At 68.1% G+C, this 21,611-nt stretch carries 21 protein-coding genes and 2 pseudogenes; 14 read left to right on the top strand and 9 right to left on the bottom strand.

All coding sequences use genetic code 11. The features are described 5' to 3' along the window. Positions 1 to 17: 17 nt before the first annotated feature. Genes AWC17_RS06845 through AWC17_RS06825 form a run of 5 tightly spaced genes read left to right on the top strand, consistent with a single transcriptional unit; the run spans position 18 to position 3,503 of the window. The gene (locus tag AWC17_RS06845) at positions 18 to 623 is read left to right on the top strand and encodes an Mce protein (protein ID WP_231588632.1); all 606 of its coding nucleotides are present in this window, start codon (positions 18 to 20) and stop codon (positions 621 to 623) included. Further along, complete coding sequence (locus tag AWC17_RS06840) at positions 620 to 1,591, top strand: RDD family protein (protein ID WP_085164454.1); 972 nt, start codon at positions 620 to 622, stop codon at positions 1,589 to 1,591. Before AWC17_RS06845 ends, AWC17_RS06840 begins: the two co-directional genes overlap by 4 nt. Next, a complete protein-coding gene (locus AWC17_RS06835) occupies positions 1,588 to 2,142 on the top strand; it encodes a mammalian cell entry protein (protein ID WP_046185437.1) in 555 nt (184 codons plus the stop codon). Before AWC17_RS06840 ends, AWC17_RS06835 begins: the two co-directional genes overlap by 4 nt. Beyond that, positions 2,109 to 2,813, top strand: coding sequence for an Mce protein (locus tag AWC17_RS06830; RefSeq protein ID WP_085164452.1), 705 nt, complete (start codon positions 2,109 to 2,111; stop codon positions 2,811 to 2,813). Before AWC17_RS06835 ends, AWC17_RS06830 begins: the two co-directional genes overlap by 34 nt. 18 nt (positions 2,814 to 2,831) lie before the next feature. Beyond that, positions 2,832 to 3,503 carry a YoaK family protein gene (locus AWC17_RS06825; protein ID WP_047322375.1) on the top strand — a complete coding sequence of 224 codons (672 nt, stop codon included), beginning with the start codon at positions 2,832 to 2,834 and terminating at the stop codon, positions 3,501 to 3,503. Here the strand turns inward: AWC17_RS06825 and AWC17_RS06820 are convergent. From AWC17_RS06820 to AWC17_RS06795, 6 genes and pseudogenes are all read right to left on the bottom strand, one after another. Then, on the bottom strand, positions 3,500 to 4,609 hold the full coding sequence (locus AWC17_RS06820; protein ID WP_141224527.1) for a phosphodiester glycosidase family protein: 1,110 nt from the start codon (positions 4,607 to 4,609) through the stop codon (positions 3,500 to 3,502). The genes AWC17_RS06825 and AWC17_RS06820 overlap by 4 nt on opposite strands. Positions 4,610 to 4,688: 79 nt before the next feature. Further along, positions 4,689 to 6,071 carry a YhgE/Pip domain-containing protein gene (locus tag AWC17_RS06815; protein ID WP_047322373.1) on the bottom strand — a complete coding sequence of 461 codons (1,383 nt, stop codon included), beginning with the start codon at positions 6,069 to 6,071 and terminating at the stop codon, positions 4,689 to 4,691. Between the two features lie 34 nt (positions 6,072 to 6,105). After that, complete coding sequence (locus AWC17_RS06810) at positions 6,106 to 6,831, bottom strand: pirin family protein (RefSeq protein ID WP_047322372.1); 726 nt, start codon at positions 6,829 to 6,831, stop codon at positions 6,106 to 6,108. Between the two features lie 26 nt (positions 6,832 to 6,857). Then, positions 6,858 to 7,397, bottom strand: a pseudogene (locus tag AWC17_RS06805) (MarR family transcriptional regulator); the annotation flags it as partial. Between the two features lie 3 nt (positions 7,398 to 7,400). Continuing rightward, entirely contained in the window at positions 7,401 to 8,819 is a 1,419-nt protein-coding gene (locus AWC17_RS06800) for an alpha/beta hydrolase domain-containing protein (RefSeq protein ID WP_085164451.1), read from the bottom strand. After that, positions 8,816 to 9,951, bottom strand: a pseudogene (locus AWC17_RS06795) (sigma-70 family RNA polymerase sigma factor). Before AWC17_RS06795 ends, AWC17_RS06800 begins: the two are co-directional and overlap by 4 nt. Here AWC17_RS06795 and AWC17_RS06790 point away from each other — a divergent pair. From AWC17_RS06790 to AWC17_RS06775, 4 genes are read left to right on the top strand one after another with little or no spacing between them, the layout of a single operon-like run. Continuing rightward, positions 9,944 to 10,738, top strand: coding sequence for an alpha/beta hydrolase (locus AWC17_RS06790; RefSeq protein ID WP_372517410.1), 795 nt, complete (start codon positions 9,944 to 9,946; stop codon positions 10,736 to 10,738). The pseudogene AWC17_RS06795 and the gene AWC17_RS06790 overlap by 8 nt on opposite strands. A gap of 34 nt (positions 10,739 to 10,772) precedes the next feature. Next, positions 10,773 to 11,522 (top strand): DUF2786 domain-containing protein, encoded by a 750-nt coding sequence (locus AWC17_RS06785; protein ID WP_047322370.1) that lies wholly within the window; start codon positions 10,773 to 10,775, stop codon positions 11,520 to 11,522. Then, positions 11,519 to 12,031 carry a TIGR04338 family metallohydrolase gene (locus AWC17_RS06780; RefSeq protein WP_046187437.1) on the top strand — a complete coding sequence of 171 codons (513 nt, stop codon included), beginning with the start codon at positions 11,519 to 11,521 and terminating at the stop codon, positions 12,029 to 12,031. The genes AWC17_RS06785 and AWC17_RS06780 overlap by 4 nt, the downstream gene beginning before the upstream one ends. Beyond that, positions 12,028 to 14,145, top strand: a complete 2,118-nt coding sequence (locus AWC17_RS06775) for a beta-glucosidase family protein (protein WP_208618365.1) — start codon at positions 12,028 to 12,030, stop codon at positions 14,143 to 14,145. The genes AWC17_RS06780 and AWC17_RS06775 overlap by 4 nt, the downstream gene beginning before the upstream one ends. Positions 14,146 to 14,300: 155 nt before the next feature. On the opposite strand, the gene mymT is transcribed toward AWC17_RS06775, so the two are convergent. Further along, entirely contained in the window at positions 14,301 to 14,447 is a 147-nt protein-coding gene (gene mymT, locus AWC17_RS06770) for a copper-binding metallothionein MymT (RefSeq protein ID WP_082123224.1), read from the bottom strand. A 156-nt stretch (positions 14,448 to 14,603) separates the two neighbouring features. Here mymT and AWC17_RS06765 point away from each other — a divergent pair, with 156 nt between their 5' ends. Continuing rightward, a complete protein-coding gene (locus AWC17_RS06765) occupies positions 14,604 to 15,260 on the top strand; it encodes an O-methyltransferase (RefSeq protein WP_046186918.1) in 657 nt (218 codons plus the stop codon). Positions 15,261 to 15,266: 6 nt separating this feature from the next. Here the strand turns inward: AWC17_RS06765 and AWC17_RS06760 are convergent, their stop codons facing one another. After that, entirely contained in the window at positions 15,267 to 16,250 is a 984-nt protein-coding gene (locus tag AWC17_RS06760; protein WP_047322369.1) for an NAD(P)H-dependent flavin oxidoreductase, read from the bottom strand. Positions 16,251 to 16,424: 174 nt separating this feature from the next. On the opposite strand from AWC17_RS06760, the gene AWC17_RS06755 reads away from it, so the two are divergent. Continuing rightward, complete coding sequence (locus tag AWC17_RS06755; protein ID WP_046186670.1) at positions 16,425 to 16,865, top strand: SPW repeat protein; 441 nt, start codon at positions 16,425 to 16,427, stop codon at positions 16,863 to 16,865. A gap of 34 nt (positions 16,866 to 16,899) precedes the next feature. Here the strand turns inward: AWC17_RS06755 and ilvD are convergent, their stop codons facing one another. Further along, positions 16,900 to 18,615 (bottom strand): dihydroxy-acid dehydratase, encoded by a 1,716-nt coding sequence (gene ilvD, locus AWC17_RS06750; RefSeq protein WP_046186671.1) that lies wholly within the window; start codon positions 18,613 to 18,615, stop codon positions 16,900 to 16,902. A gap of 126 nt (positions 18,616 to 18,741) precedes the next feature. Between ilvD and ricR the strand changes: the two genes are divergently transcribed. From ricR to AWC17_RS06735, 3 genes are all read left to right on the top strand, one after another. After that, positions 18,742 to 19,032, top strand: coding sequence for a copper-sensing transcriptional repressor RicR (gene ricR / locus AWC17_RS06745; RefSeq protein ID WP_046186672.1), 291 nt, complete (start codon positions 18,742 to 18,744; stop codon positions 19,030 to 19,032). A 134-nt stretch (positions 19,033 to 19,166) separates the two neighbouring features. Beyond that, a complete protein-coding gene (locus AWC17_RS06740; protein ID WP_085164449.1) occupies positions 19,167 to 20,399 on the top strand; it encodes an MFS transporter in 1,233 nt (410 codons plus the stop codon). Between the two features lie 118 nt (positions 20,400 to 20,517). Next, a complete protein-coding gene (locus tag AWC17_RS06735; RefSeq protein ID WP_085164447.1) occupies positions 20,518 to 21,540 on the top strand; it encodes a L,D-transpeptidase in 1,023 nt (340 codons plus the stop codon). Positions 21,541 to 21,611: the final 71 nt, after the last annotated feature.

Below are 21,611 nucleotides of genomic sequence, written 5' to 3'. Positions count from 1 at the left end.
ACTCGATCGACCCGGCGGTGACGGCCGCGGAGCCGTCGGTGTCCGAGGGGGAGCCGTCGGAACCCGACGACACAATCGAGCAGACCGGTCCCGAGTCCGGACCCGGCGAGGCCGCCGAGCGTGGTCCGTCGCGGTTGGGGCGCGGCTGGCTGGCCGGCATCGCGGCGACGCTCGTGCTCCTCGCCGCAGCCGTCGGCACCGGCGGCTATTTCGCGTTGCGCTACCACCACGAAAGCCAGGCGATAGCCCGCAACAACACCGCGGCGCTCAAGGCGGCCGTCGACTGCGTTGCGGCGACCCAGGCGCCTGACACCAACGCGATGGCGGCGAGTGAGCAGAAGATCATCGACTGCGGCACAGACAATTTCCGCTCGCAAGCCCTGCTCTACACCAGCATGCTCGTTCAGGCGTATCAGGCTGCCAACGTCCACGTCCAGGTGTCCGACATGCGGGCGGCGGTCGAACGCAACAACCCCGACGGTTCGGTCGACGTGCTCGTCGCGGTCCGCGTCAAGGTCGCCAACGATCAGACCCAGAACGAAACCGGGTACCGCCTGCGTGTGAAAATGGCTCTGGCCGAAGGGCAATACAAGATAGCCAAGCTCGACCAGGTGACGAAGTGACGGTGGTGGTCGAGAAGCCACCGGCCGCGGCCGTCCAGGAGTCCCCACGGAATGCGTTGGCGTCCTGGCATCTTCGTGCCGGTTCGCTCGCCGTCGATGTCCTGCCCGCTACTGCGGTAGTCGCGACGATGGCGCTGGCCTGTTTCACCGTTCCGCCCCGCGGCGTGTGGTGGTGGCTGTGCATCGCGGTCATCGGAGTCGTCATCCTGCTGGTCTTGGTGAACCGGCTGCTGCTGCCCACGGTCACCGGCTGGAGCGTCGGGCGGGCTCTTTTCGGCATCGCGGTGGCCCGGCGCGATGGCGAACCCATCGGACCGTGGGGACTGCTGCTGCGGGACCTGGCGCACCTGCTCGACACGGTGTCGGTGGTGGGATGGCTTTGGCCGCTGTGGGATTCGGGGCGCCGCACCTTCGCCGACATGCTGCTGCGCACCGAAGTGCGGCGTCGGGAATCGGCCGAGCCGCCGTTCAACGTGCGGCGGTGGACGACGGTCGTGGTGCTGGGCGCGGCGGGACTGTGCGTCGCCGGTGCGGTGACGAGCTATGCGGCGGTGTTAGCCCCGGACCGGGCCACCGACCAAACGCGTGCCCAGCTTGACGCGCAGGGCCCGAAGATCGTCGCGCAGATGCTGACCTACGACCCCAAATCGTTGCACGACGATTTTGCCCGCGCCTTGTCGTTGGCGACCCCCAAATACCGGACTCAACTGGCCACCCAGCAGGAGATGGTGCAGAAGGGCAACCCGGTCATCAACGAGTACTGGGTGACCGACCACGCGATCCAGTCGGCGGCGCCGGATCGGGCGACGATGCTGATGTTCATGCAGGGCCGACGCGGGGCGGCGCCCGACGAACGTTACATCTCCGCCACCGTTCGAGTGACTTTCGCCAAAGACGGCGGCAGCCGTTGGCTCGTTGACGACCTCACGGTGCTGACCAAGCCCAAACCGCCCGGGAGCGGGAAATGAGCCCGCGCCGCAAGTTTCAGCCGGGAGAGGAACCGCTCCTGGTCCCGCATCCGGTGCCGCCGGGTCGGCCCTGGGGCCTGCCGTTGGCCAGCGCCATCGCCGCGGTCTTCATGGCGGCCGCGATCACGGTATGCACCCTGATGCTCATCAACCACGAATCCCGCGACCGCGCCGAGTCGAAGAATCGCCAGGTGCTCAGCTACGTCACCGGCTTCATGACGCAGTTCACCTCCGTCGATCCGTTCCACGCCAACGACTACGTGACACGCGTACTCGCCCAGGCGACCGGCGACTTCGCCAAGGAGTACCGCGAAAAGGCGAACGAGATCTTGCTGCAGGTGGCCCGAGCCGAACCGGCCACCGGCACCGTCCTGGATGCGGGCGTGGAGCGATGGAACGACGATGGCAGCGCCACCGTCATCGTAGCCACCGCGGTCAGCTCCAAATCGCCGGACGGTAAACAAGTTTGGGAAAATGCCAATCGGTGGGCGGCAACCGCCACGCGGGAAGGAAAGCAGTGGAAGATCAGCAACCTGCAGCAGGTGATCTAGCCGCCGACGAGACGGGCGGCTCGGAAGAGGCGGCGACCGAAGAGCGGGACGAGACCGGTGCCGCCGATGAAGACACCTCTGCCGCAGCGGAATCCACGGCCGAGGACGCTGCTACAGCCGACGATCAACCATCCGGTCGCAAACGGCGCAGGTGGCTGGCCGGTAAGCGGCTGGCCATCACCGTGGTCGTGGCCGCCGCACTTTTCGTCGGTTCCGCGGCATTCGCCGGCGCGACGGTGCAGCCGTACCTGACCGATCATGCCGCCGCGGCAACGAAACTCAAGGTGGCGCGGACCGCGGCCGATGCCATCACGACGCTGTGGACCTACACGCCCGAGAACATGGACACCCTCGCCGACCGCTCATCGCGCTATCTCAGCGGGGATTTCGAAGCGCAGTACCGCAAGTTCGTCGACGCCATCGTCGCCCCCAACAAGCAGGCCAAGATCACCAACCACACCGACGTCACCGGCGCGGCGGTCGAATCGATCGACGATGCCAACGCCGTCGTCATCGTGTACACCAACACCACGTCCACCAGCCCGTTGACCAAGAACGTGCCTTCCCTGAAGTATCTGTCCTACCGGCTGTTCCTGAAGCGCGCGGGCAGCCGCTGGCTGGTGACCAGGATGACGACCATCACGTCGCTGGATTTGACGCCGCACGTCTAGCGCGATCGGCTACGACCCATGGCCGTTACTTCGCCGGTGTCGGAGCGTTCGACCGTCGCGGCATTGCTGCTGTTGACCTTCGCCACCGGCCTGGCGGACTCGATCAGCATCCTGGTGCTCGGCCACGTGTTCGTCGCCAACATGACGGGAAACGTGATCTTCCTTGGCTTTTGGCTGGCGCCCAGGACGAGCATCGATATGACCGCGGTCGTGGTGGCGCTGCCCACCTTCGTCTGCACCACGATTCTCAGCGGCCGGATATCGCGACATTTCGCTGATCGGACGCGGCCGTGGATCACCACCGTATTGGCAACGGAGATCACCCTTTTGGTGGGGCTGGCGACCCTGGCCGGTACGGGGGTCCTGCAGTACCACGACAACACCAAGCTGATCATGATCGGCGTCCTCGCGGTAACGTTCGGTCTGCAGCACTCGAGCGCCCGCCAGTTCGGTATCCAGGAACTGTCCACCACGGTACTGACGTCGACCATCGTCAGCCTCGGCCTGGACAGCCGCCTGGCCGGCGGCACGGGCGCCCGTCAAACATTGCGTATCGGCGTCGTGCTGACGATGTGTGCGGGCGCTTTCCTGGGTGCGACGATGTCACGATTCGTCGTCGCGCCGGTGTTCGCGGTCACGGCGGCGGTGGTGGGGGCCAGCCTGTTGATCTTCCGCTTTGGGCCGGGCTAGTTGAAGGCCAGCCAGCTGGGCAGCGCCCGCTCGTGCGAATCGCAGAGCACCTGCTGGGTGTCGCACGATCCCCGCGGCGAGCCAGCGCCGGCCCACATGCCGCCGGTGTCGCGGCGCAACACAATGGCGGACGACCCGCCGCCGTCGAGCAGGATGGCGTTGTCGCTGCCCAAACCGCGGAAGAGGTCCTGCATGTTGTCCGGTGTGTAGCTGCCGCCCTCGAAGATGTACATCTCGTCCTTCTGCCTCGCGTACGCCAAAGCCGTTCGCGCGGCGCTGGGTCCGCCGTCGTGCAGCTGCCCGGTGTTGCCGGGTGCCAGCAGCCCGATCCCGGATACCGCGACGAACCGCTCATTCTTGTTCAGCAGATCCTGGACCACGGGCGTGGCGGCGTCGTAGTCGCTCTTGGTCTTGGGCCACACCACATACGGCGCGCCGCCGGACGGCAGGATCATGGTCGTCAGGACGCTCCAGTTTTCACCGCCGCCCGAGAGGCCCTGTTTGCCGGGGTAGGCGACGGTGCCGGTGACGGCCTGGTTGGCGCGGCCCTGGCCGTGGGTGTTGTCCACGAAGGCGCCCAGCGGTGAACTGCAGCCGGTCTGGCGCCACGAGCCGGCCTTCTGCCCGCGGACGTCGAAGAAGTTGGCGTTGATCGCGATCGTAGGCTGGCCCATCCGCTGCCACGCCTGCAGCGGCGCATAGAGTTCCGACGCCTGCCAGAGTCCCTCGCCGGTGCGGGCCCCGGGGTTGTTCTCGCAGCGCGCCTGATCGCCTTGGTGGGTGTCGACCAGCAGGTGGGGCGAAAGCCGTCCCGCCGCATTCTTGATGATCATCAGGTGGCCGCCGTTGTTCATCTCGTACCAGCTGCCGCCGGCGTTGAGCATCGGCGCGGGGTGACCGGGGCCGAAGTTATAGACCAGGTAGGAACCCTGGGTGGTGTTGATGGCGTTGGCCAGCAGATCCCGGCCGTCGGCGGCGTGGGCGACGGGCTGTCCCGTGGTGCCCGCGAGGGCGACACACGCGACCATGGCGGTGCAGCCGGCCACCAGCCGGCGCAAGCTGGCGCGTCGGGTCAGCACGATCGCCCTTTCCGCCCTGATCTGAATGCAACGTCAACATCATCAGTCACATCCGTCACACTGTCAATCTAGATAACGGGCGGATGACGCTTGTGCGGCGTTCGAATTACGTTTCCTCGCTTGAGGTTTCGGGCTCAGTCGCGCCTGTCGGCTCGTGCTTGCCCTGGCGCGCCTGGTGCTGGGCTTGGTGTTCCATGGCGATCGCCATCTCGACCGCCCCCGGGATCCGGTGGAACCCCTTGCGGTCGTACAGGTGGGTGACGATGCCGCCCAGCAGCAACCCGATGACGAGGCCGATCGACGTCATGATCAGCGCCTGCGATATTCCGGTATCCGCGTGCCCCTTGAAATACAGCAGCGACCGAGTGCCGAGGAAGACCTGATGCATGGGCTCGAATTCGGCTAGCCAGCGGAAGAAGGGTGGCGTCGCCTCCAGGGGGACGGTGGCGCCGGCCGACGGCAACCCGAGGATCACGAAGATCAGCATGCTGACCAGCAGGCCGCCCGTGCCCAGCACCGAGAGCAGCGAACTCGAGGTGATGCCCACCGCGGCGATCGCGAACACCCCGTAAGCCCAGAGTTGCCAGCCAAGGTCGATGGGCATGCCGAGCCCGTGGGCGATCGCCAGGTAGACCGCGGAGGTGAGCAGCCCCAGCAGCACCATGATGGCCCACTTGAGCAGCAGCGTCTGGAATCGCGAGATTCTGACCTGCTCGGCGAAGCGATACACCGGGCCGAATTCGGCCGGTACGTAACCGAGTAACGCATCGACCAGGGTGCTGACCACGATGCTGCCGGTGAACCCCGCGAGCAGCAGCAAGAGCGCGTAGTAGAAGGCCGACAGCCCGTTTCCGGTGCCGTTGGGCAGCGGGTTGTACACCTTCGACTCGATGTCGATCGGAGTCGCGAGGCCCGCCTCCGCGGCCCCGGCGAGCGGGGCGCCCCCCGTCTGCGCCTTGACCTCCGCGATAAGTCGTTCGCCCACTTCGCCGTTGGCCACACCCATCGCCATGTTCAGGGTCTGGCTGGCGATGCTGGCGCCGAGCGTGCCGGCCCGCGGGTTGGTCGAAATCGTGATCACGGGCTCTTCCACATGACCCGGCATCACCGCGCTCGTCCCCAAGTCCCGAAGCTTCGACGAGAAGCTCGGCGGTATCAGCACCGAGCCGTACACGTGGCCGGTGTCCAGTTGATGCTTGGCCGCGTCGCGGGTGAGCACGCGGACGTCGAACTTGTTCTTGTCCAGGCCGTTGACCAGTCGGCTGGTGAGTTCGGCGCCGGCCGGCCCGGCATCCTCGTTCACCACGGCGATGGGGAAGTGCCGCAGGTTGGTCATCGGGTTCAAGATGCCGCCGAGATAGAGCGCGCACAACGCCGACATCAGGGCCAGCGTGATCACCAGGGGCGCCGCCCAGAACCGCACGGTCCGGACCGCCTTGATGTTCCGGTTCGGGTTGGGCGCCGCGTGCTGCGGCCGCGATTGAGACATGCCGGCTCCTGTCTGTCATGGCCACTCTATGGGCTCAGTCGCCGAGCTTCGCGTGCATCTCCCAGACCAGTAGTTCCGACGGCTCGCTCGCCGTCACCCGCCGGCCGCCGTCGTCGGTGAACCGGACGGCGTCGCCCTCGTGCAGGTCGCCGACGCCTTCACAGCTGACCGCGCCCCGCGCGGTGAATAGATGCAGGTAGGGGGCTTGCGGAAGGCTGACCGCGTCACCGGTACGCAACCGCGCGGCGTGCAGCGCGGCCTTGCGGTTGTGCAGCGCGATGGCCCCGTCCTGGCCGGGGATACCCGTGGCGATCGTCACAAGATTGCCGACCAGCTGCTCCCCGTCGATCTCATGCTGTTGATAGCCCGGGGTGATGCCGGTCTCGTCGGGCACCACCCACATCTGCACGAAATGCACTGACTCCGTGGACGAATCGTTCTTCTCCGAATGCAGGATTCCGTTGCCCGCCGACATGCGCTGGGCCAGACCCGGATAGATCACGCCGCGATTGCCGATGGAGTCCTGATGCGCCAGTTGACCCTGCAGGACCCAAGTCACGATTTCCATGTCCCGGTGCGGATGCGTGTCGAATCCGGTTCCGGGCGCGACGATGTCGTCGTTATTGACCAGTAACAAGCCATGGTGGGTGTTGTCCGGATCGTAGTGGTCGCCGAACGAGAACGAGTGCCGGGATGTCAGCCAGGGCGTCGTGGTGACGGCCCGCGCGGCCGCACGCCGAACTTCCGCGTGGGCAGGCATGTGCTCAGCCTAATCGGCCGGCGCGGTCAGGCCACCGTGGCGGTGAGCAGCCCCTGGGCATGCGCAAGCGCGGCGCCGAGCTTGGGCAGGGTCAGCCCGGGGGAGCCGCCGAGGTGGATCTCGATCTGGTACTCGGGCTGGCCGTCTGGTCCGAAAATCGGCAGCACTACGAATTCTGCTGTGGTCACATTGGTTTCGAGATCATCGCTGACCGACTGCAGCGTCACCATCGTCATGAGGGTGGTGAGCTGGCGGGTGACCTGGGAGGTCGGCTCCAGGGACGCGAGCACCTCCGCCAGCCGGTTGTGCAGCGACTGATGGGTGTCGTCGAACCGCCACGCGCCGTACGCACGGACGCGGATGTCGGCGAGTACCCGCTGGTGCTCCGCGATTTCCGCCCGGGTCAGCCGCGGCACCACCCGGTGCAGCCAGGCGTGCACGAAATCGTCGTCGCGCCAGGCCATCGCGACCAGGCCGAACGGCGGGTCGATGGGGAAGCGCTGCCCGACGGCCTGCCCGCCGTCGGTGCCGTGGCCGACCGTGTCCACGGTCGTCAGGTGCCGGCTGTTCTAGGACCGCTCGCCCGGGTAGGTTGCGGCGGCGAGCTCAAGAATCTCGGCCCGGTCCGCCGCCAGGATGAACCCGGAGCTGATGGCCGCATCGAGCGCGGTGGTGAAGCGTTTCAGGTATTGCGTAATTCCGCCCGGGTAGAGCCGGCGCACCGTGTCGGCGTCGAAGGGTTCACCGGAGCCGAAGATCGCGGCCATCAGACTTTCGTCTGCGGTGACGCCGGACGTGCGGGCAATCGGTACGTCGACCCAGGGGGTCCGGATGCCGCCCTGGGCAAGGCCGTTGGCGTCGAGCAGTAGCTGGGGCGACTCGGATTCACTCATGGCTATCGGCGCGGCGGAGGGCGCCGGCTCGCCGGTGCGGACCCACCTGTCGAGAGCGGCGATCGCCGCCTGCACCACGTAGTGGTGTTGCGGGCCGAAGTTGATGTAGTGCTCGAGTTGCTGACCCATCAGCATGTTGGTCGGCGCGTAGGCGGCCACGATGTCCGAAAGCGGGGCCGAACCCGAGTCGATCGGCGCCACCAGAATGGTGTAGTTGTCGGCATGCGCAGCGCCGGGAATCTCCCAGACCCGTAGCCACTCGTTGTCGGGCTGCCTCGCCGAGTAATAGCCCAGCGGCACATGGCCGAACAGGTCCGTTTCGGTGATGACCGTAAGCAGTGGGACCCGCAGGTCCGGACGGAACTTCACCGCCTGTTGCGACCCGCGGGAAGCCTCCAACCCCTCGATCAGGGAAACGCCGTCCAGTGGGGCGGCGGGCCCGAATCGGGAATGCACCAGGAAGCCGTCGTAAACCCGGGCGAGCGGATCGACGGCGTTGACGTAGGTGGTGAGAAACATCGCCGATTGCGACTCACCGATGCCGATGACGTGTTGTGGCCGAACCCCGCCCAGCATGCCATCGCCGTCGTTCCTGACGAGCTCGCCGATCTGGGAAAAGATGTCGAAGGCGAAGGCGTCGCCCGGGTGGTCCAGGGCCGCGTACCTGGTCGGATCCTGAGTCTTGAGGGACATGTCCATCCCGAGCAGGCTAGCGCCGCCGTCGACTCCTACCTTCTGTGCCGAGACAGCGACGTAGCCGTAGCCCGCGCGCAGTATTTCGCGATGCGCCATCATCCAGACGGCCGGCGCGTCAATGCCGCCACTGACATTCAGCCACTCGACCAGTACGGTGCCGTTGAAGTGTGCGGGATCGGCGGGAGTCAGCGCCACCATCCGAGTGGTGTAATCGGCTGTGCCGGTAGGTGTTACGTCCCATCTCCCATCGGGACCCAGCGCCCCTTGCGGAGCGTAGGACGAGGCCGTGCCGGATATGAAGAACTCTTCGGCGACATAGCCGACGCTGTCAATGGCGAAGGCGCCCAACAGTAGAAGCGGCTTGCCGGGCACGGGGGTGATGTCGAGCGATCTGGTCATAGCGCCTCCGGCAGCCTGAACTTCGCGAACAACTTCTCGTCGAGGAACGCCACCACATGTGACACCGCGTCGCCGCGCACGTCGAGCACGTGCAACTGGAAGGGCACGTGGACATCGCCGGTACGCATGTACATGGCGGCGCCCGGCTGGCCGTTGGCGACCAGCGGCAACAGGCGCATGTCGCCGGCGGACTCGGCGGGGCATTGCTGATGAATGAGCGTGACGATGTCCCGCGCACCCCGGTACCAGCCGGCGTACGGCGGCATCTCCCAGATCGCCTCGGCGGTGAACAGCTCCACCAGGCGGTCGATGTCATAGGTCTCGAAGGCGGCGATGTAGCGGGCCAACAGGTCCTGTGCCTCCGCGGAATCCGGCGCCGCCAACCGGTCGCCGGTGCTGGGGCCGACGGCGTCCAGCTGGGACCGGGCCCGCTGCAGCAGGCTGTTGACGGCGGTGGTGGTGGTACCGATCGCTTCGGCCACTTCGGCGGCCTTCCACTGCAGCACGTCGCGCAGCAACAGCACCGCCCGTTGCCGAGGTGAAAGGTGTTGCAGCGCAGCGACGAACGCCAACCGCACCGACTCGCGTGACCCCACGATGACCGACGGGTCGGCCGGGTCATTCGTCAGGTCCGGGAGCGGCTCCAGCCAGGGCACCTCGCGGCGCTCGTGCAGCTCGGCGGTCGGGTCGGGTCGGAGCTCGGCGCGCCCAGGCCGGTCGGCAACGGCCGGCGTTGCCGGCCCTCCAACGCGCTCAGACAGGTGTTGGTGGCGATGCGATGCAGCCAGGTCCGCATCGACGATTTGCCTTCGAAGCGGTCGTAGGCCTTCCACGCCCGCAGCAGCGTTTCCTGAACCAGATCCTCCGCGTCGTGCAACGAGCCGGTCATCCGGTAGCAGTGGGCCAGCAGCTCACGACGGTACGGCTCGGCATGTGTCGAGAAATCCCCGCCGACCGCCGGGACAAGACCGGAGTTCGCGGCGTTTTGCGCAAGCAGCCCCACGATGCATCAGCCTACGACAGTGTCTGGCGGGGCGACCTGCGCCGGGAGCCATTACGCTGCCCGTAATGACTAGGACCGTGCAGTGAACCGCGACGAACGGAACTTCGACGGATTCGGCGGCGTGCGCATTGTTTACGACGTCTGGACACCTGACACCGCACCGCTGGCGGTGGTCGTCCTGTCGCACGGTCTCGGCGAATACGCGCGCCGGTACGACCACGTCGCGCAGCGTTTCGGTGCGGCGGGCCTGGTCACCTATGCGCTGGATCACCGTGGGCACGGCCGCTCGGGCGGCAAGCGGATGCTGGTGCGGGATATCTCCGAGTACACGACTGATTTCGACACCCTGGTCCGCATCGCCACCAGGGAACACCACGGACTCAAGTGCATCGTGCTCGGGCACAGCATGGGCGGCGGAATCGTGTTCGCCTACGGCGTCGAACGCCCGGACAACTACGACCTGATGGTGCTGTCGGCGCCGGCGGTGGCGGCCCAGGATCTGGTGTCGCCGCTGATGGTGCTCGCGGCCAAGGTGCTCGGCGTCGTAGTGCCCGGCCTGCCGGTGCAGGAGCTGGACGTCGACGCCATCTCCCGCGATCCCGCGGTGGTGGCGGCCTACAAGAACGATCCGCTGGTTTACCACGGGAAAGTCCCGGCCGGCGTCGGCCGCGCCCTCCTTCAGGTCGGCGAGACCATGCCGCAGCGCGCACCCGCACTGACCGCGCCGCTGCTGGTGGTGCACGGCTCCGAGGACCGCCTGATCCCCGTCGCCGGCAGCCGGCGCCTGGTCGAGTGTGTGGGATCCACCGACGGCGAATTGAAGGTCTACCCGGGGCTCTACCACGAGGTCTTCAACGAGCCGGAGCGCGACCAGGTACTGGGCGACGTGGTCTCGTGGATCACCGCCCGGCTCTGAGGAAAGTGTCGGATCGCTCCCGTAGTTTGGCGCTATGACCGACGACAAAATGCTGGCCCGCATCGCCGCACTGTTGCGTCAGGCCGAAGGCACCGACAACCCGCACGAAGCGGACGCCTTCATGAGCGCCGCGCAGCGGCTGGCGACGGCGGCCTCGATCGACTTGGCGGTGGCGCGGTCGCATGCGGCCAACCGTTCGCCGGCGCAGGCCCCGACTCAGCGCACGATCACCATCGGAAACGCGGGCACCAAGGGCCTACGCACGTATGTCCAGCTGTTCGTGTTGATCGCATTGGCCAATGACGTGCGGTGTGATGTGGCATCGAATTCGACGTTCGTCTACGCCTACGGGTTCGCTGAGGACATCGACGCCACCCACGCGTTGTACGCCAGCCTGGTTGTCCAGATGGTGCGGGCGTCGGACGCCTACCTCGTGTCGGGCGCGCACCGGCCGACGCCGACCATCACCGCGCGGCTGAACTTTCAGCTGGCCTTCGGGGCGCGCGTGGGTCAGCGCCTGGCGGAGGCCCGTGACGAGGCCCGGCGCGAGGCCACCAGGGACCGGCGCCGGCCGCCGGGAACGGCGATTGCGTTGCGGGACAAGGACGTCGAGCTGCACGACTATTACCGGAGCGCGTCGAAGGCCCGCGGCACCTATCAGGTCAGCCGGGCGACGGCGGGCTACTCCTCGGCGGCGCGGCGCGCGGGTGACTGGGCCGGTCGGCGGGCGCGGCTGGGAAGCAGCCCCGAACTGCCGGGCGCGCGCACCCGGCTGGGCCGGTGAGCCCGGGGCAATCCGCCAAGAGGGACTCCCAGCGAGCCAAGGTTTATGCGGCCGAGGAGTTCGTCCGGACGCTGTTCGACCGTGCCGCCGAGCACGGGTCGCCCGCCGTGGACTTCTTCGGTGCGCAGCTCACGTTGCCGCCGGAGGGACGATTCGGCTCGGTTTCGGCCGCGCAGCGCTATGTTGACGAGGTGCTTGCGTTGCCGGCGGTGCGCCGGCGTTGGCCCTCCGTTCCGCCGCTGCGAGTGCGGCCGCGACGGGCCGCCACCGCGGCCCACTACGAATTCCGCGATGGCGCAGGCATTATCGCGGTCCCCGACCGCGATACCGCCGACTGGGCGCTGCGAGAGCTGGTGGTGCTTCACGAAATTGCGCACCACCTGTGCCAGGCCGAGCCGCCACACGGACCGGAGTTCGTCGCGACGTTCGGTGAGCTGGCGGAGCTGGTGATGGGGCCCGAACTCGGGCACGTGCTGCGCGTCGTGTACGCCAAAGAGGGTGTGCGGTGAGCGATCCGGATGCCCGGGCGCGCGAGGTCGAAGCCCAGCTGACCGACGACGAGCGATTCGCGCTGCTGGTCGGGGTGATGGGTGCCGGTGAAATGTGGCCGGTGCGCGACGAGCGCATCCCGGCGGACGTCCCGATGAGCGCCGGCTACGTGCCCGGCGTTCCCCGCCTCGGTATCCCGGCGTTGCTGATGACTGACGCCGGCCTCGGCGTGACCAACCCCGGCTACCGCCCGGGCGACACGGCCACCGCGCTGCCCGCCGGGCTCGCGCTGGCCTCCAGCTTCAACCCTGCACTGGGCCGCGCGGCGGGCGAGGTGATCGGCCGGGAGGCCCGCAGCCGCGGGTTCAACGTGCAGCTCGCCGGTGCCATGAACCTCGCGCGCGACCCGCGCAACGGGCGCAACTTCGAATACCTTTCCGAGGACCCGCTTTTGACCGCGACGATCGCCGCGGAGTCGGTCAACGGCATCCAGCAACAACACGTCATCTCGACCGTCAAGCACTACTCGCTGAACTGCAACGAGACCAATCGGCACTTCTTGGACGCGGTCATCGACGCCGACGCGCATCGCGAGTCCGACCTGCTCGCCTTCGAGATGGCCATCGAGCGCTCGCAGCCGGGGGCCGTGATGACCGCCTACAACAAGATCAACGGCACCTACGCCGCCGCCAACGACGTGCTGATCAACCGGGTGCTGAAAGGTGTCTGGGGATACCGGGGTTGGGTCATGTCCGACTGGGGGGCCACGCCGTCCTGGGAGTGCGCGCTGGGCGGGCTCGACCAAGAGTGTGGGGCCCAACTCGACGCGCTGCTGTGGCAGTCGGAGGCATTCGGTGAGCGCCTGCGGGCAGCCCACGCCGACGGCAAGCTGACCAACGAACGCCTCTCGGACATGGTCCGGCGGATCCTGCGGTCGATGTTCGCGGTCGGTGTCGACCGGGCCGAAGCCGCGCCCGCACCGGACATGGCCGCGCACAACGAGATCGCGTTGCGGATCGCCCGGCAGGGGATCGTGCTGTTGACCAACCGCGGACTGCTGCCCCTGGCGCCGGAGTCGACCACCAGGATCGCCGTCATCGGCGGATACGCGAACGTCGGCGTACCCGCCGGCTACGGCTCGAGCGCCGTCGTCCCGCCGGGCGGCTACGCGGCCGTGATACCGATCGGCGGCTCGGGGCTGGAGGCCGGGCTGCGCAAGCTGCACCTGTTGCCGTCAAGCCCGCTGGACCAGCTGCGAAAACAATTCCCCCGCGCCCAAATCGAATTCGACCCCGGCATCAGTCCCGCCGAGGCGGCGCTTGCGGCGCGACGCGCCGAGGTCGCGATCGTGTTCGCGATCCGCGCCGAAGGGGAAGGCTTCGACATCGCCGACCTGTCGCTGCCGTCGGGGCAGGACGCGGTGATCACCGCGGTATCCGTCGCCAACCCGAACACCGTGGTGGTGCTCGAAACCGGCAATCCGGTGGCCATGCCCTGGCGGGACTCGGTCCAGGCCATTGTGCAGGCCTGGTATCCGGGGCAGGCCGGCAGCCGGGCCATCGCGGAAATCCTTGCCGGCCAGGCCAATCCGTCGGGCCGGCTGCCCATCACCTTTCCGGTGGACCTGCGTCAGACGCCGCGCCCGGAGCTGCCCGGCGTCGGCGCCCCGTGGGGGGAGCCGAGCACGATCGACTACGTCGAGGGATCCGATGTCGGCTACCGCTGGTTCGCCACCACCGGCGAGGCCCCGCTGTTCGCCTTCGGTCATGGCTTGTCCTACACCGCTTTTGACTACCGCGACCTGACGGTCACCGGCGGGGACACGGTGACCGCGAGTTTCGGCGTCGTCAACGTCGGCGACCGGGCCGGGGCCGACGTCCCACAGCTGTACCTGATCGCAGCCCCGGACGAGCGATGCCTACGGTTGCTGGGATTCGAGCGGGTCGAACTCGAGCCTGGCGCCACCCGCCGCGTGACCATCGAGGCGGATCCACGCCTGCTCGCCCGCTACGACGGCAGCGTGGGAAGCTGGCGCATCAGCGCGGGCGATTACCTGGTCGCGGTCAGCGCGTCGGCGGTCACGCCGCGGCTGACTGCGATGGTCGAGCTCGCCGGCCGGACGTTCGGGCGCTGATCCCGGCCCGCTACTGGCCGCATCGAGTGTGCGTTCACGGCTTTGGGTGTGCGCTCAGGGTTGGGTTCCCCGGGGCGTGTCGCCGCCCAGGCCGCACACTCGACGCGGGCCTCAAGCGGAAGGGATCCGCCCGAACCGTACGACCGGCGTGCGGACTACTGGACCGGGGTCAGCTCGTCACCGCAGGTGCAGCGGTACGGCTCACCCGAACCGGAGCAGTGGCAGGGAACCTCGATGCGAACGCGACACCCGCAGCCCTCGTGGCCACAGGTCAGTTCCGTGCCTGCTTCGTAATTTGCCATTTCACTCACCCATTTCTCTGTGTGGACTCTTGCGGCTGTGATCGACCACATCGCCACTAGCTACCCCCGTGGGTATCTGGTAAATGGTCGTGACCCGTCCGATATCGAGCGGACCGCGGCTGCCGGGGCGGCCCCGGCGCGGCTAGCGTTGGCGCCATGACCCAGAAGCCCACCCCACAGGACGTAGACGATTTTCTGAACAACACCGTGATTGGCGACGATCCGGCCCTGGGCGCGACGCTGGAGGCCAGCGACGCGGCCGGGTTACCGCAGATCGCCGTGTCCGCCCAGCAGGGCAAGTTTCTGAGCCTGCTGGCCGGCGCCATCCAGGCGCGCCGCATCCTCGAGATCGGCACGCTGGGCGGCTACAGCACCATCTGGCTGGCCCGCGGCGCCGGCCCGCAGGGCCGGGTGGTGACGCTGGAATACGAGCCCAAGCATGCCGAGGTCGCACGGACCAATCTGGAGCGGGCGGGCCTCGCCGACCGGGTGGAGGTGAAAGTCGGCGCCGCACTGGACACGTTGCCGACGTTGAACGGCGGCCCCTTCGACTTGGTGTTCATCGACGCCGACAAAGAGAACTACGTCGCATACCTGGAGTGGGCGGCCCGGCTGGCCCGCCCCGGCGCACTCATCGTGGCGGACAACGTCATTCGAGAAGGGCGAGTCCTTCAGCCGCAGCACAATGCCCAGGCGCAGGCGGTGCGCCAGATGTTGCAGCTGATGGGCGAGCACCCGCGACTGGACACGGCCGTGATCCAAACGGTCGGGGCCAAGCGCTGGGACGGCTTCGCGCTCGCATTGGTGCGCTGACGTCGGTCAGCGCGGGCTCAGGTCGGCGACCGCGTGCGCGGCGGAGGTGAGTTCGCTGATGCGAAGCGCGGTTTCACCGGCGTAGAGCGCCGCATGGTCCACACACGCGTCGGGCATTGCGGCGAGCGGGGCGAGCGGTGTGAACAGCGGGCGGCCCGGCGACTGCAGGCGCATCAGCGTACCGGTGTCGAAGTAACCGAGCGCGGCCAGCGGGCGGCTCGCCGAGTTGATGGACGCGGGCAAAGCCTTTGCCCAGCCGTCGCCGCGGCACCAGCGTCGCGTTGCGGCGTTGGGCACAACGCGATGCCGCAGCGGCCAGCTCAGGCCGAATAGGTTGGTCTCGATCGTCTTGTCCGCGTTAGCTACTCGGCGCTGGTACTCCCGGTTGGCGTTCGCTTCGTGCGTCATCAGGAATCGCGTCCCGGCGACGACGCCGCTGGCGCCCGCAGCCAGGGCGGCGCGGGTGTCGGCGCCGGCGGCGATACCGCCGGCGAGAAACACCGGGCGGCCGCCGGCCGCGGTCAGCGCCTGTGGCAGGAACTGAAGCGCCGGAATGGTTCCGACGAGGTGGCCACCCGCCTCACGGCCCTGAGCGATCAAACCGTCAGCACCCCAACCGATGGCGGCGCCGGCCTGCGCCGCAGTACCGACCATCACGAACACGAAGATGCCGGCGTCGCGAAGGTGCTGGACGAGTCCGCGCTTCTCACCGAACGCCAGCACGGCGACATCGATCCCGGCGTCGACACAGACCGCGACGTGCGCGCGGTGAACGAAGGGCATCAACAGGTTTACCGCGACCGCGCGCCCCGGCGCCTGCTCGCGCACCTGATCGATGGACGCGCGGAGTTGCCGGGGCGTGGCCAGGCCCAGGGTGCCGAGGCCGCCCGCTTCGGCGACCGCGGCCGCCAGCGCCGCGCCCGCCAGGCCGCCGCCCATGCCGGCCTGCGCGACCGGAACGTCCAGGCGCAGGCGGTCCCCGATGTCCATGTCTTGCGACGCTACGCGGCCGGTCAATCGGGCCCTCCGGCCGGTTCCGGGCGGGCGGGATTTCGTTGCTGGCGTGAGCCGATCGAGCGTAATCTTGACGGCAGATGGATGGGTGCAGACGGCCCACAGTGCTTGTTACACAACGGGCTTGCTGCATAACAGAAAGGTCACAAAATGAGTACAGTCCATTCATCAATCGATCACCACCCGGATTTGTTGGCTCTGCGCGCGAGCTATGACCGCGCTGCCGAGTCGATGAGCGCGCACTTCACCTTCGGCCTGGCCTTGCTGACCGGCCTGTATGTGGCGGCGTCCCCGTGGATGGTGGGATTCAGCGCGACGGGATCGCTTGCCACGTCCGACCTGATCGTCGGGATCGCGGCGGCGTTCTTGGCGTACGGTTTCGCGACGGCGCTCGACCGCGCCCACGGTATGACTTGGACGATGCCGGTGCTCGGTGTGTGGGTCATCGTCTCGCTGTGGATTCTGCCGGGTGTCGCGTTGACCGCCGGCATGATGTGGTCGAATATCGTCGCGGGTGCGTTGCTGACGTTGTTGGGTCTCAACGCGACTTACTTCGGCAGGCGTACGCGCGCGGCGACCACCCACGCATAGGTTCCAAACCCGTTGAGCGAGGCGGCGATCGGGCCTAGCCGCAGACCGCGCCGATCGCCGCCGAGCTGACCAGCTTGACGTACTTGGCCAGTACGCCGGTCTTATAGCGCGCCGGGGGCGGGGTGAAACCCTCTCGCCGAGAATCGAATTCGGCTGGATCTACCAGCACGTCGAGGACGCGGTTCGCGACGTCCAGGCGGATCGGATCACCGTCGCGCAGGAAGGCGATCGGCCCGGCGTCGACCGCCTCGGGCGCGACGTGACCCACGCACAGGCCGGTCGTCCCGCCGGAGAAGCGGCCGTCGGTCAGCAGCAGCACGTCTTTGCCCAGGCCAGCGCCCTTGATCGCGCCGGTGATGGCGAGCATCTCGCGCATTCCGGGGCCGCCCTTGGGGCCCTCGTAACGGATCACCACGGCGTCACCCTTGGTGATCGTCCCGTCCTCGAGGGCGTCCAGCGCGGCGCGCTCGCCATCGAAAACCCTTGCCGTGCCCTCGAACACCTGCGAGTCGAAACCGGCCGACTTGACCACCGCGCCCTCGGGCGCCAGCGACCCGCGCAGGATCGTGATGCCGCCGGTCGGGTGGATGGGATTGTCCAGCGCCCGCAGCACCTTGCCGTCCGGGTCGGGCGGGTCGATCGCGGCCAGGTTCTCGGCAACCGTCTGGCCCGTCACCGTCAGGCAGTCCCCGTGCAGCAGGCCCGCATCCAGCAGCGCCTTCATCGCCACCGGCACACCGCCGATCTTGTCGACGTGGGACATGACGTGGCGGCCGAACGGTTTGACGTCGGCGAGGTGCGGAACCTTCGACCCGATCCGGCTGAAGTCGTCGAGCGACAGCTCGACCTCGGCCTCGTGCGCGATCGCCAGCAGGTGCAGCACGGCGTTGGTCGAGCCGCCGAACGCCATCACCACCGCGATGGCGTTCTCGAACGCCTCCTTGGTGAGGATGTCGCGGGCGGTGATGCCGCGCCGCAGCAACTCCACGACGGCCTGGCCGCTGCGGCGGGCGAACCCGTCGCGGCGGTAGTCGGTCGCCGGGGGCGCCGCGCTGCCGGGCAACGACATGCCGATGGCCTCTGCAGCGCTGGCCATCGTGTTGGCGGTGTACATCCCGCCGCACGCGCCCTCGCTGGGACAGATCGCGCGCTCGATGGCGTCGACGTCCTCCCGGGACATCAGTCCGCGGGCGCACGCGCCCACCGCCTCGAACGCGTCGATGATGGTGACCTCGCGTTCGGTGCCGTCCGACAGCTTGGCTCGCCCGGGCAGGATGGAGCCGGCATACAGGAACACCGCCGCCAGATCCAGGCGCGCGGCGGCCATCAGCATTCCCGGCAGGGACTTGTCGCAGCCGGCCAGGAGCACCGAGCCGTCGAGGCGCTCGGCCTGCATCACGGTCTCGACGCTGTCCGCGATCACCTCGCGCGACACCAGCGAGAAGTGCATTCCCTCGTGGCCCATCGAGATGCCGTCGGAGACAGAGATCGTCCCGAACTCGAGCGGGTAGCCGCCGGCCGCGAAGACCCCTTCCTTGACCGCTTTGGCGAGCCGGTCCAGCGAGAGGTTGCACGGCGTGATCTCGTTCCACGACGACGCCACCCCGATCTGCGGCTTGGCGAAGTCCTCGTCGCCCATGCCGACCGCCCGCAACATGCCGCGGGCGGCGGCCTTCTCCAGGCCGTCGGTTACGTCACGACTGCGTGGTTTGATGTCGGTGACTCCAGTCGCATCGGGTGTTGTGGCCATTGTGCAAGTATGCGTGAACTGCCCGGACGGCAAATGTGCGGGTCATACCCGGGCGGGGTATAAAATGGGTTCGTGACGCCGGCCGGGCCACGCACGGCGGCCGGAACAGGCAGGGGTGAAGGACGGATGACGAACGCGCACGGATATTCGCAGCAGAAGGACAACTACGCCAAGCGGCTGCGGCGCATCGAGGGCCAGGTGCGCGGCATCGCGCGGATGATCGAAGAAGACAAGTACTGCATCGACGTCCTCACCCAGATCAGCGCCGTCAACAGTGCGCTGCGTTCGGTCGCGCTGAATTTGCTCGACGAGCACCTCAACCACTGCGCCACCCGCGCCGTGGCCGCGGGCGGCGACGACGCCGACCAGAAGCTCGCCGAGGCCTCCGCCGCCATCGCGCGCCTGGTTCGTTCCTGATTGGTGATCTAGTTGAGACCTGACTTCCGGCCCTGATAGGGGGGGAGCTGTAGTTGCGGTCCGTACGGTAAGGCAGTGTGATCGCATTAGGCGCGACAACCCAGGAACTGGGTAGCCCGGCCGATACCGACGCCATGACTGCCGAAACCAATGCCGCCGCCCGAACGTGGACGCCACGGGTCGCAGCGCAACTTGCTGTTCTGGCAGCGGCGGCCTTCACGTATGTCACCGCCGAGATCCTGCCCGTCGGCGCGCTGCCGGCCATCGCCCGCAACCTCCACGTCAGCGTGGTGCTGGTGGGCACGCTGCTGTCGTGGTATGCCCTGGTCGCGGCCCTGACCACGATTCCGCTGGTGCGCTGGACCGCGCACCTGCCGCGCCGCCGGGTGCTGGTGCTGAGCCTGACCTGCCTGACCGTCTCGCAGGTCATCTCGGCGCTGGCGCCCACCTTCGCGGTGCTGGCCGCCGGCCGGGTGCTCTGCGCGATCACCCACGGCCTGCTGTGGTCGGTCATCGCCCCGATCGCGACTCGGCTGGTGCCACCGAGCCACGCCGGCCGCGCGACGATGTCGATCTACGTCGGAACCAGCCTGGCGCTGGTCGTCGGGAGCCCGCTGACCGCGGCCATGAGCCTGATGTGGGGCTGGCGCGTGGCGGTGGTGTGCGTGACCGTGGCGGCCGCCATCGTCACCGTGGCCGCCCGGGTGATGTTGCCGGAGATGGTGCTCACCGAGGACCAGCTCAAGTGCGTCGGCCCGCGGGCCCGCCACCACCGCAACCGCCGGCTGATCATCGTCAGCATCATCACCATGGTCGGCGTGACCGGGCATTTCGTCTCGTACACCTACATCGTGGAGATCATCCGCGAAGTCGTCGGCGTGCGCGGCCCGAACCTGGCGTGGGTGCTGGCCGCCTACGGCGCCGCGGGGGTGCTGGCCGTCGGCCTGGTCGCCCGGCCGCTCGACCGGCGGCCCAAAGGGGCGATCATCCTGTGTATGGCGGGTTTGACGGGCGCGTTCGTCGTGCTGACCGCCTTGGCCCTGGGCGGCCGGCCCGCCGCGGCGGCGGCCCTGATCGGGACGGCCGCGATCGTGTTGTGGGGGGCGATGGCCACCGCCGTATCGCCGATGATGCAGTCCGCGGCGATGCGCAGCGGGGCCGACGATCCCGACGGGGCGTCGGGGCTTTACGTGACGGCGTTCCAGGTGGGCATCATGGCGGGCGCGTTGGCGGGCGGCCTGCTGTACGAACGCAGCATTGTCCTCATGCTGACCGCGTCGGCCGGTCTGATGGCCGCTGCGCTTGTCTGCACGGCGGCCAATCGGCATGCGCTCGACGTTGCGCCGACAACCTCACGCGATTCATAGCTGGCCAGCTCAACGGCGTAAATGCCGACCTGACGGGCTGCCGTGTGCCCCCGAGAACGTTAGCTGGCGTGCGCCCTGTGCCACACTGTGTCAGGAACTCGAGCGTGGAGGGATGCATATGTCGGGCTGGACGCGAGGGAGGCTTTTGGCCGCCCTGAACGCCGCCGGATTGGCTTCTGTCATGGGTTTGGCACTGGTGTTGAGCGCGGCCCCGGCGCTGGCGGATCCGGACCCGGTCCCCGGTGATCCGGGCGTCGTGGCCGGCCCGCCCGGGCCGCCCGCGCCGCCGCCCGACCCGTTCGCGCCGCCGCCTCCGCCCGAGCAACTGCCGCCGCCACCGCCCCCGCCGCCGGCGCCGTGGCTGCCCCCGGCGGCTCAGCCGGCCGCGGCCTCGGCCGCCGGGCAGAACCCCACCCCGTTTACCGGGACGGCCCCGTTCGGGCCGCCCTCGTTCGTCCCGAAAGGCGGCTCGACTGTCGGGGTGGCCCAGCCGATCATCATCAACTTCCCGGGACGCGTCGAGGACGCGGGCGCGGCCATAGACGCCGTGCACGTCTCGTCGGTGCCGCCGGTGCCCGGCAAGTTCTACTGGATGACGCCCACCCAGCTGCGGTGGCGTCCCTTGAGCTTCTGGCCCGCTCACACCGAGGTGACCGTCGACGCGGGCGGCACGGTGACCAACTTCCGGACCGGGGACACGTTGGTGGCGACGGCCGACGACGCCACGCACCAGCTGACCGTGACCCGCAACGGCACGGTGGAGAAGACGATCCCGATGTCGATGGGCATGACGTCCGGCAATCACCAGACCCCCAACGGCACCTACTACGTGCAGGAGAAGATGCCCTCGGTGGTGATGGATTCCTCCACCTACGGGGTCCCGGTCAATTCGACGTATGGGTACAAGGTGACCGTCGATCTGGCCGTCCGGTTCGACAACGTCGGCGACTTCGTGCACAGCGCCCCGTGGTCGGTGGATGACCAGGGCAAGCGCGATGTCAGCCACGGCTGCATCAACATCAGCCCCGCCAACGCGAGGTGGTTCTTCGACAACTTCGGTGCGGGTGACCCGATCGTCGTGAAGAACTCCACCGGCGGCAATTACCCGAAGAACGACGGCTCCGCCGACTGGATGAACTAAGCCTCAGCCGACCAAAAAAGCAGCGCGGGGCTTTCGCGGGACAGCCGATTATGTATAGCATCATACATAAG

Source organism: Mycobacterium nebraskense, assembly GCF_002102255.1.
In the GTDB taxonomy this organism is placed as follows: domain Bacteria; phylum Actinomycetota; class Actinomycetes; order Mycobacteriales; family Mycobacteriaceae; genus Mycobacterium; species Mycobacterium nebraskense.
The sequence above is the reverse complement of the archived record's forward strand: the minus strand, read 5'-3'. Positions and strand labels throughout refer to the sequence as shown.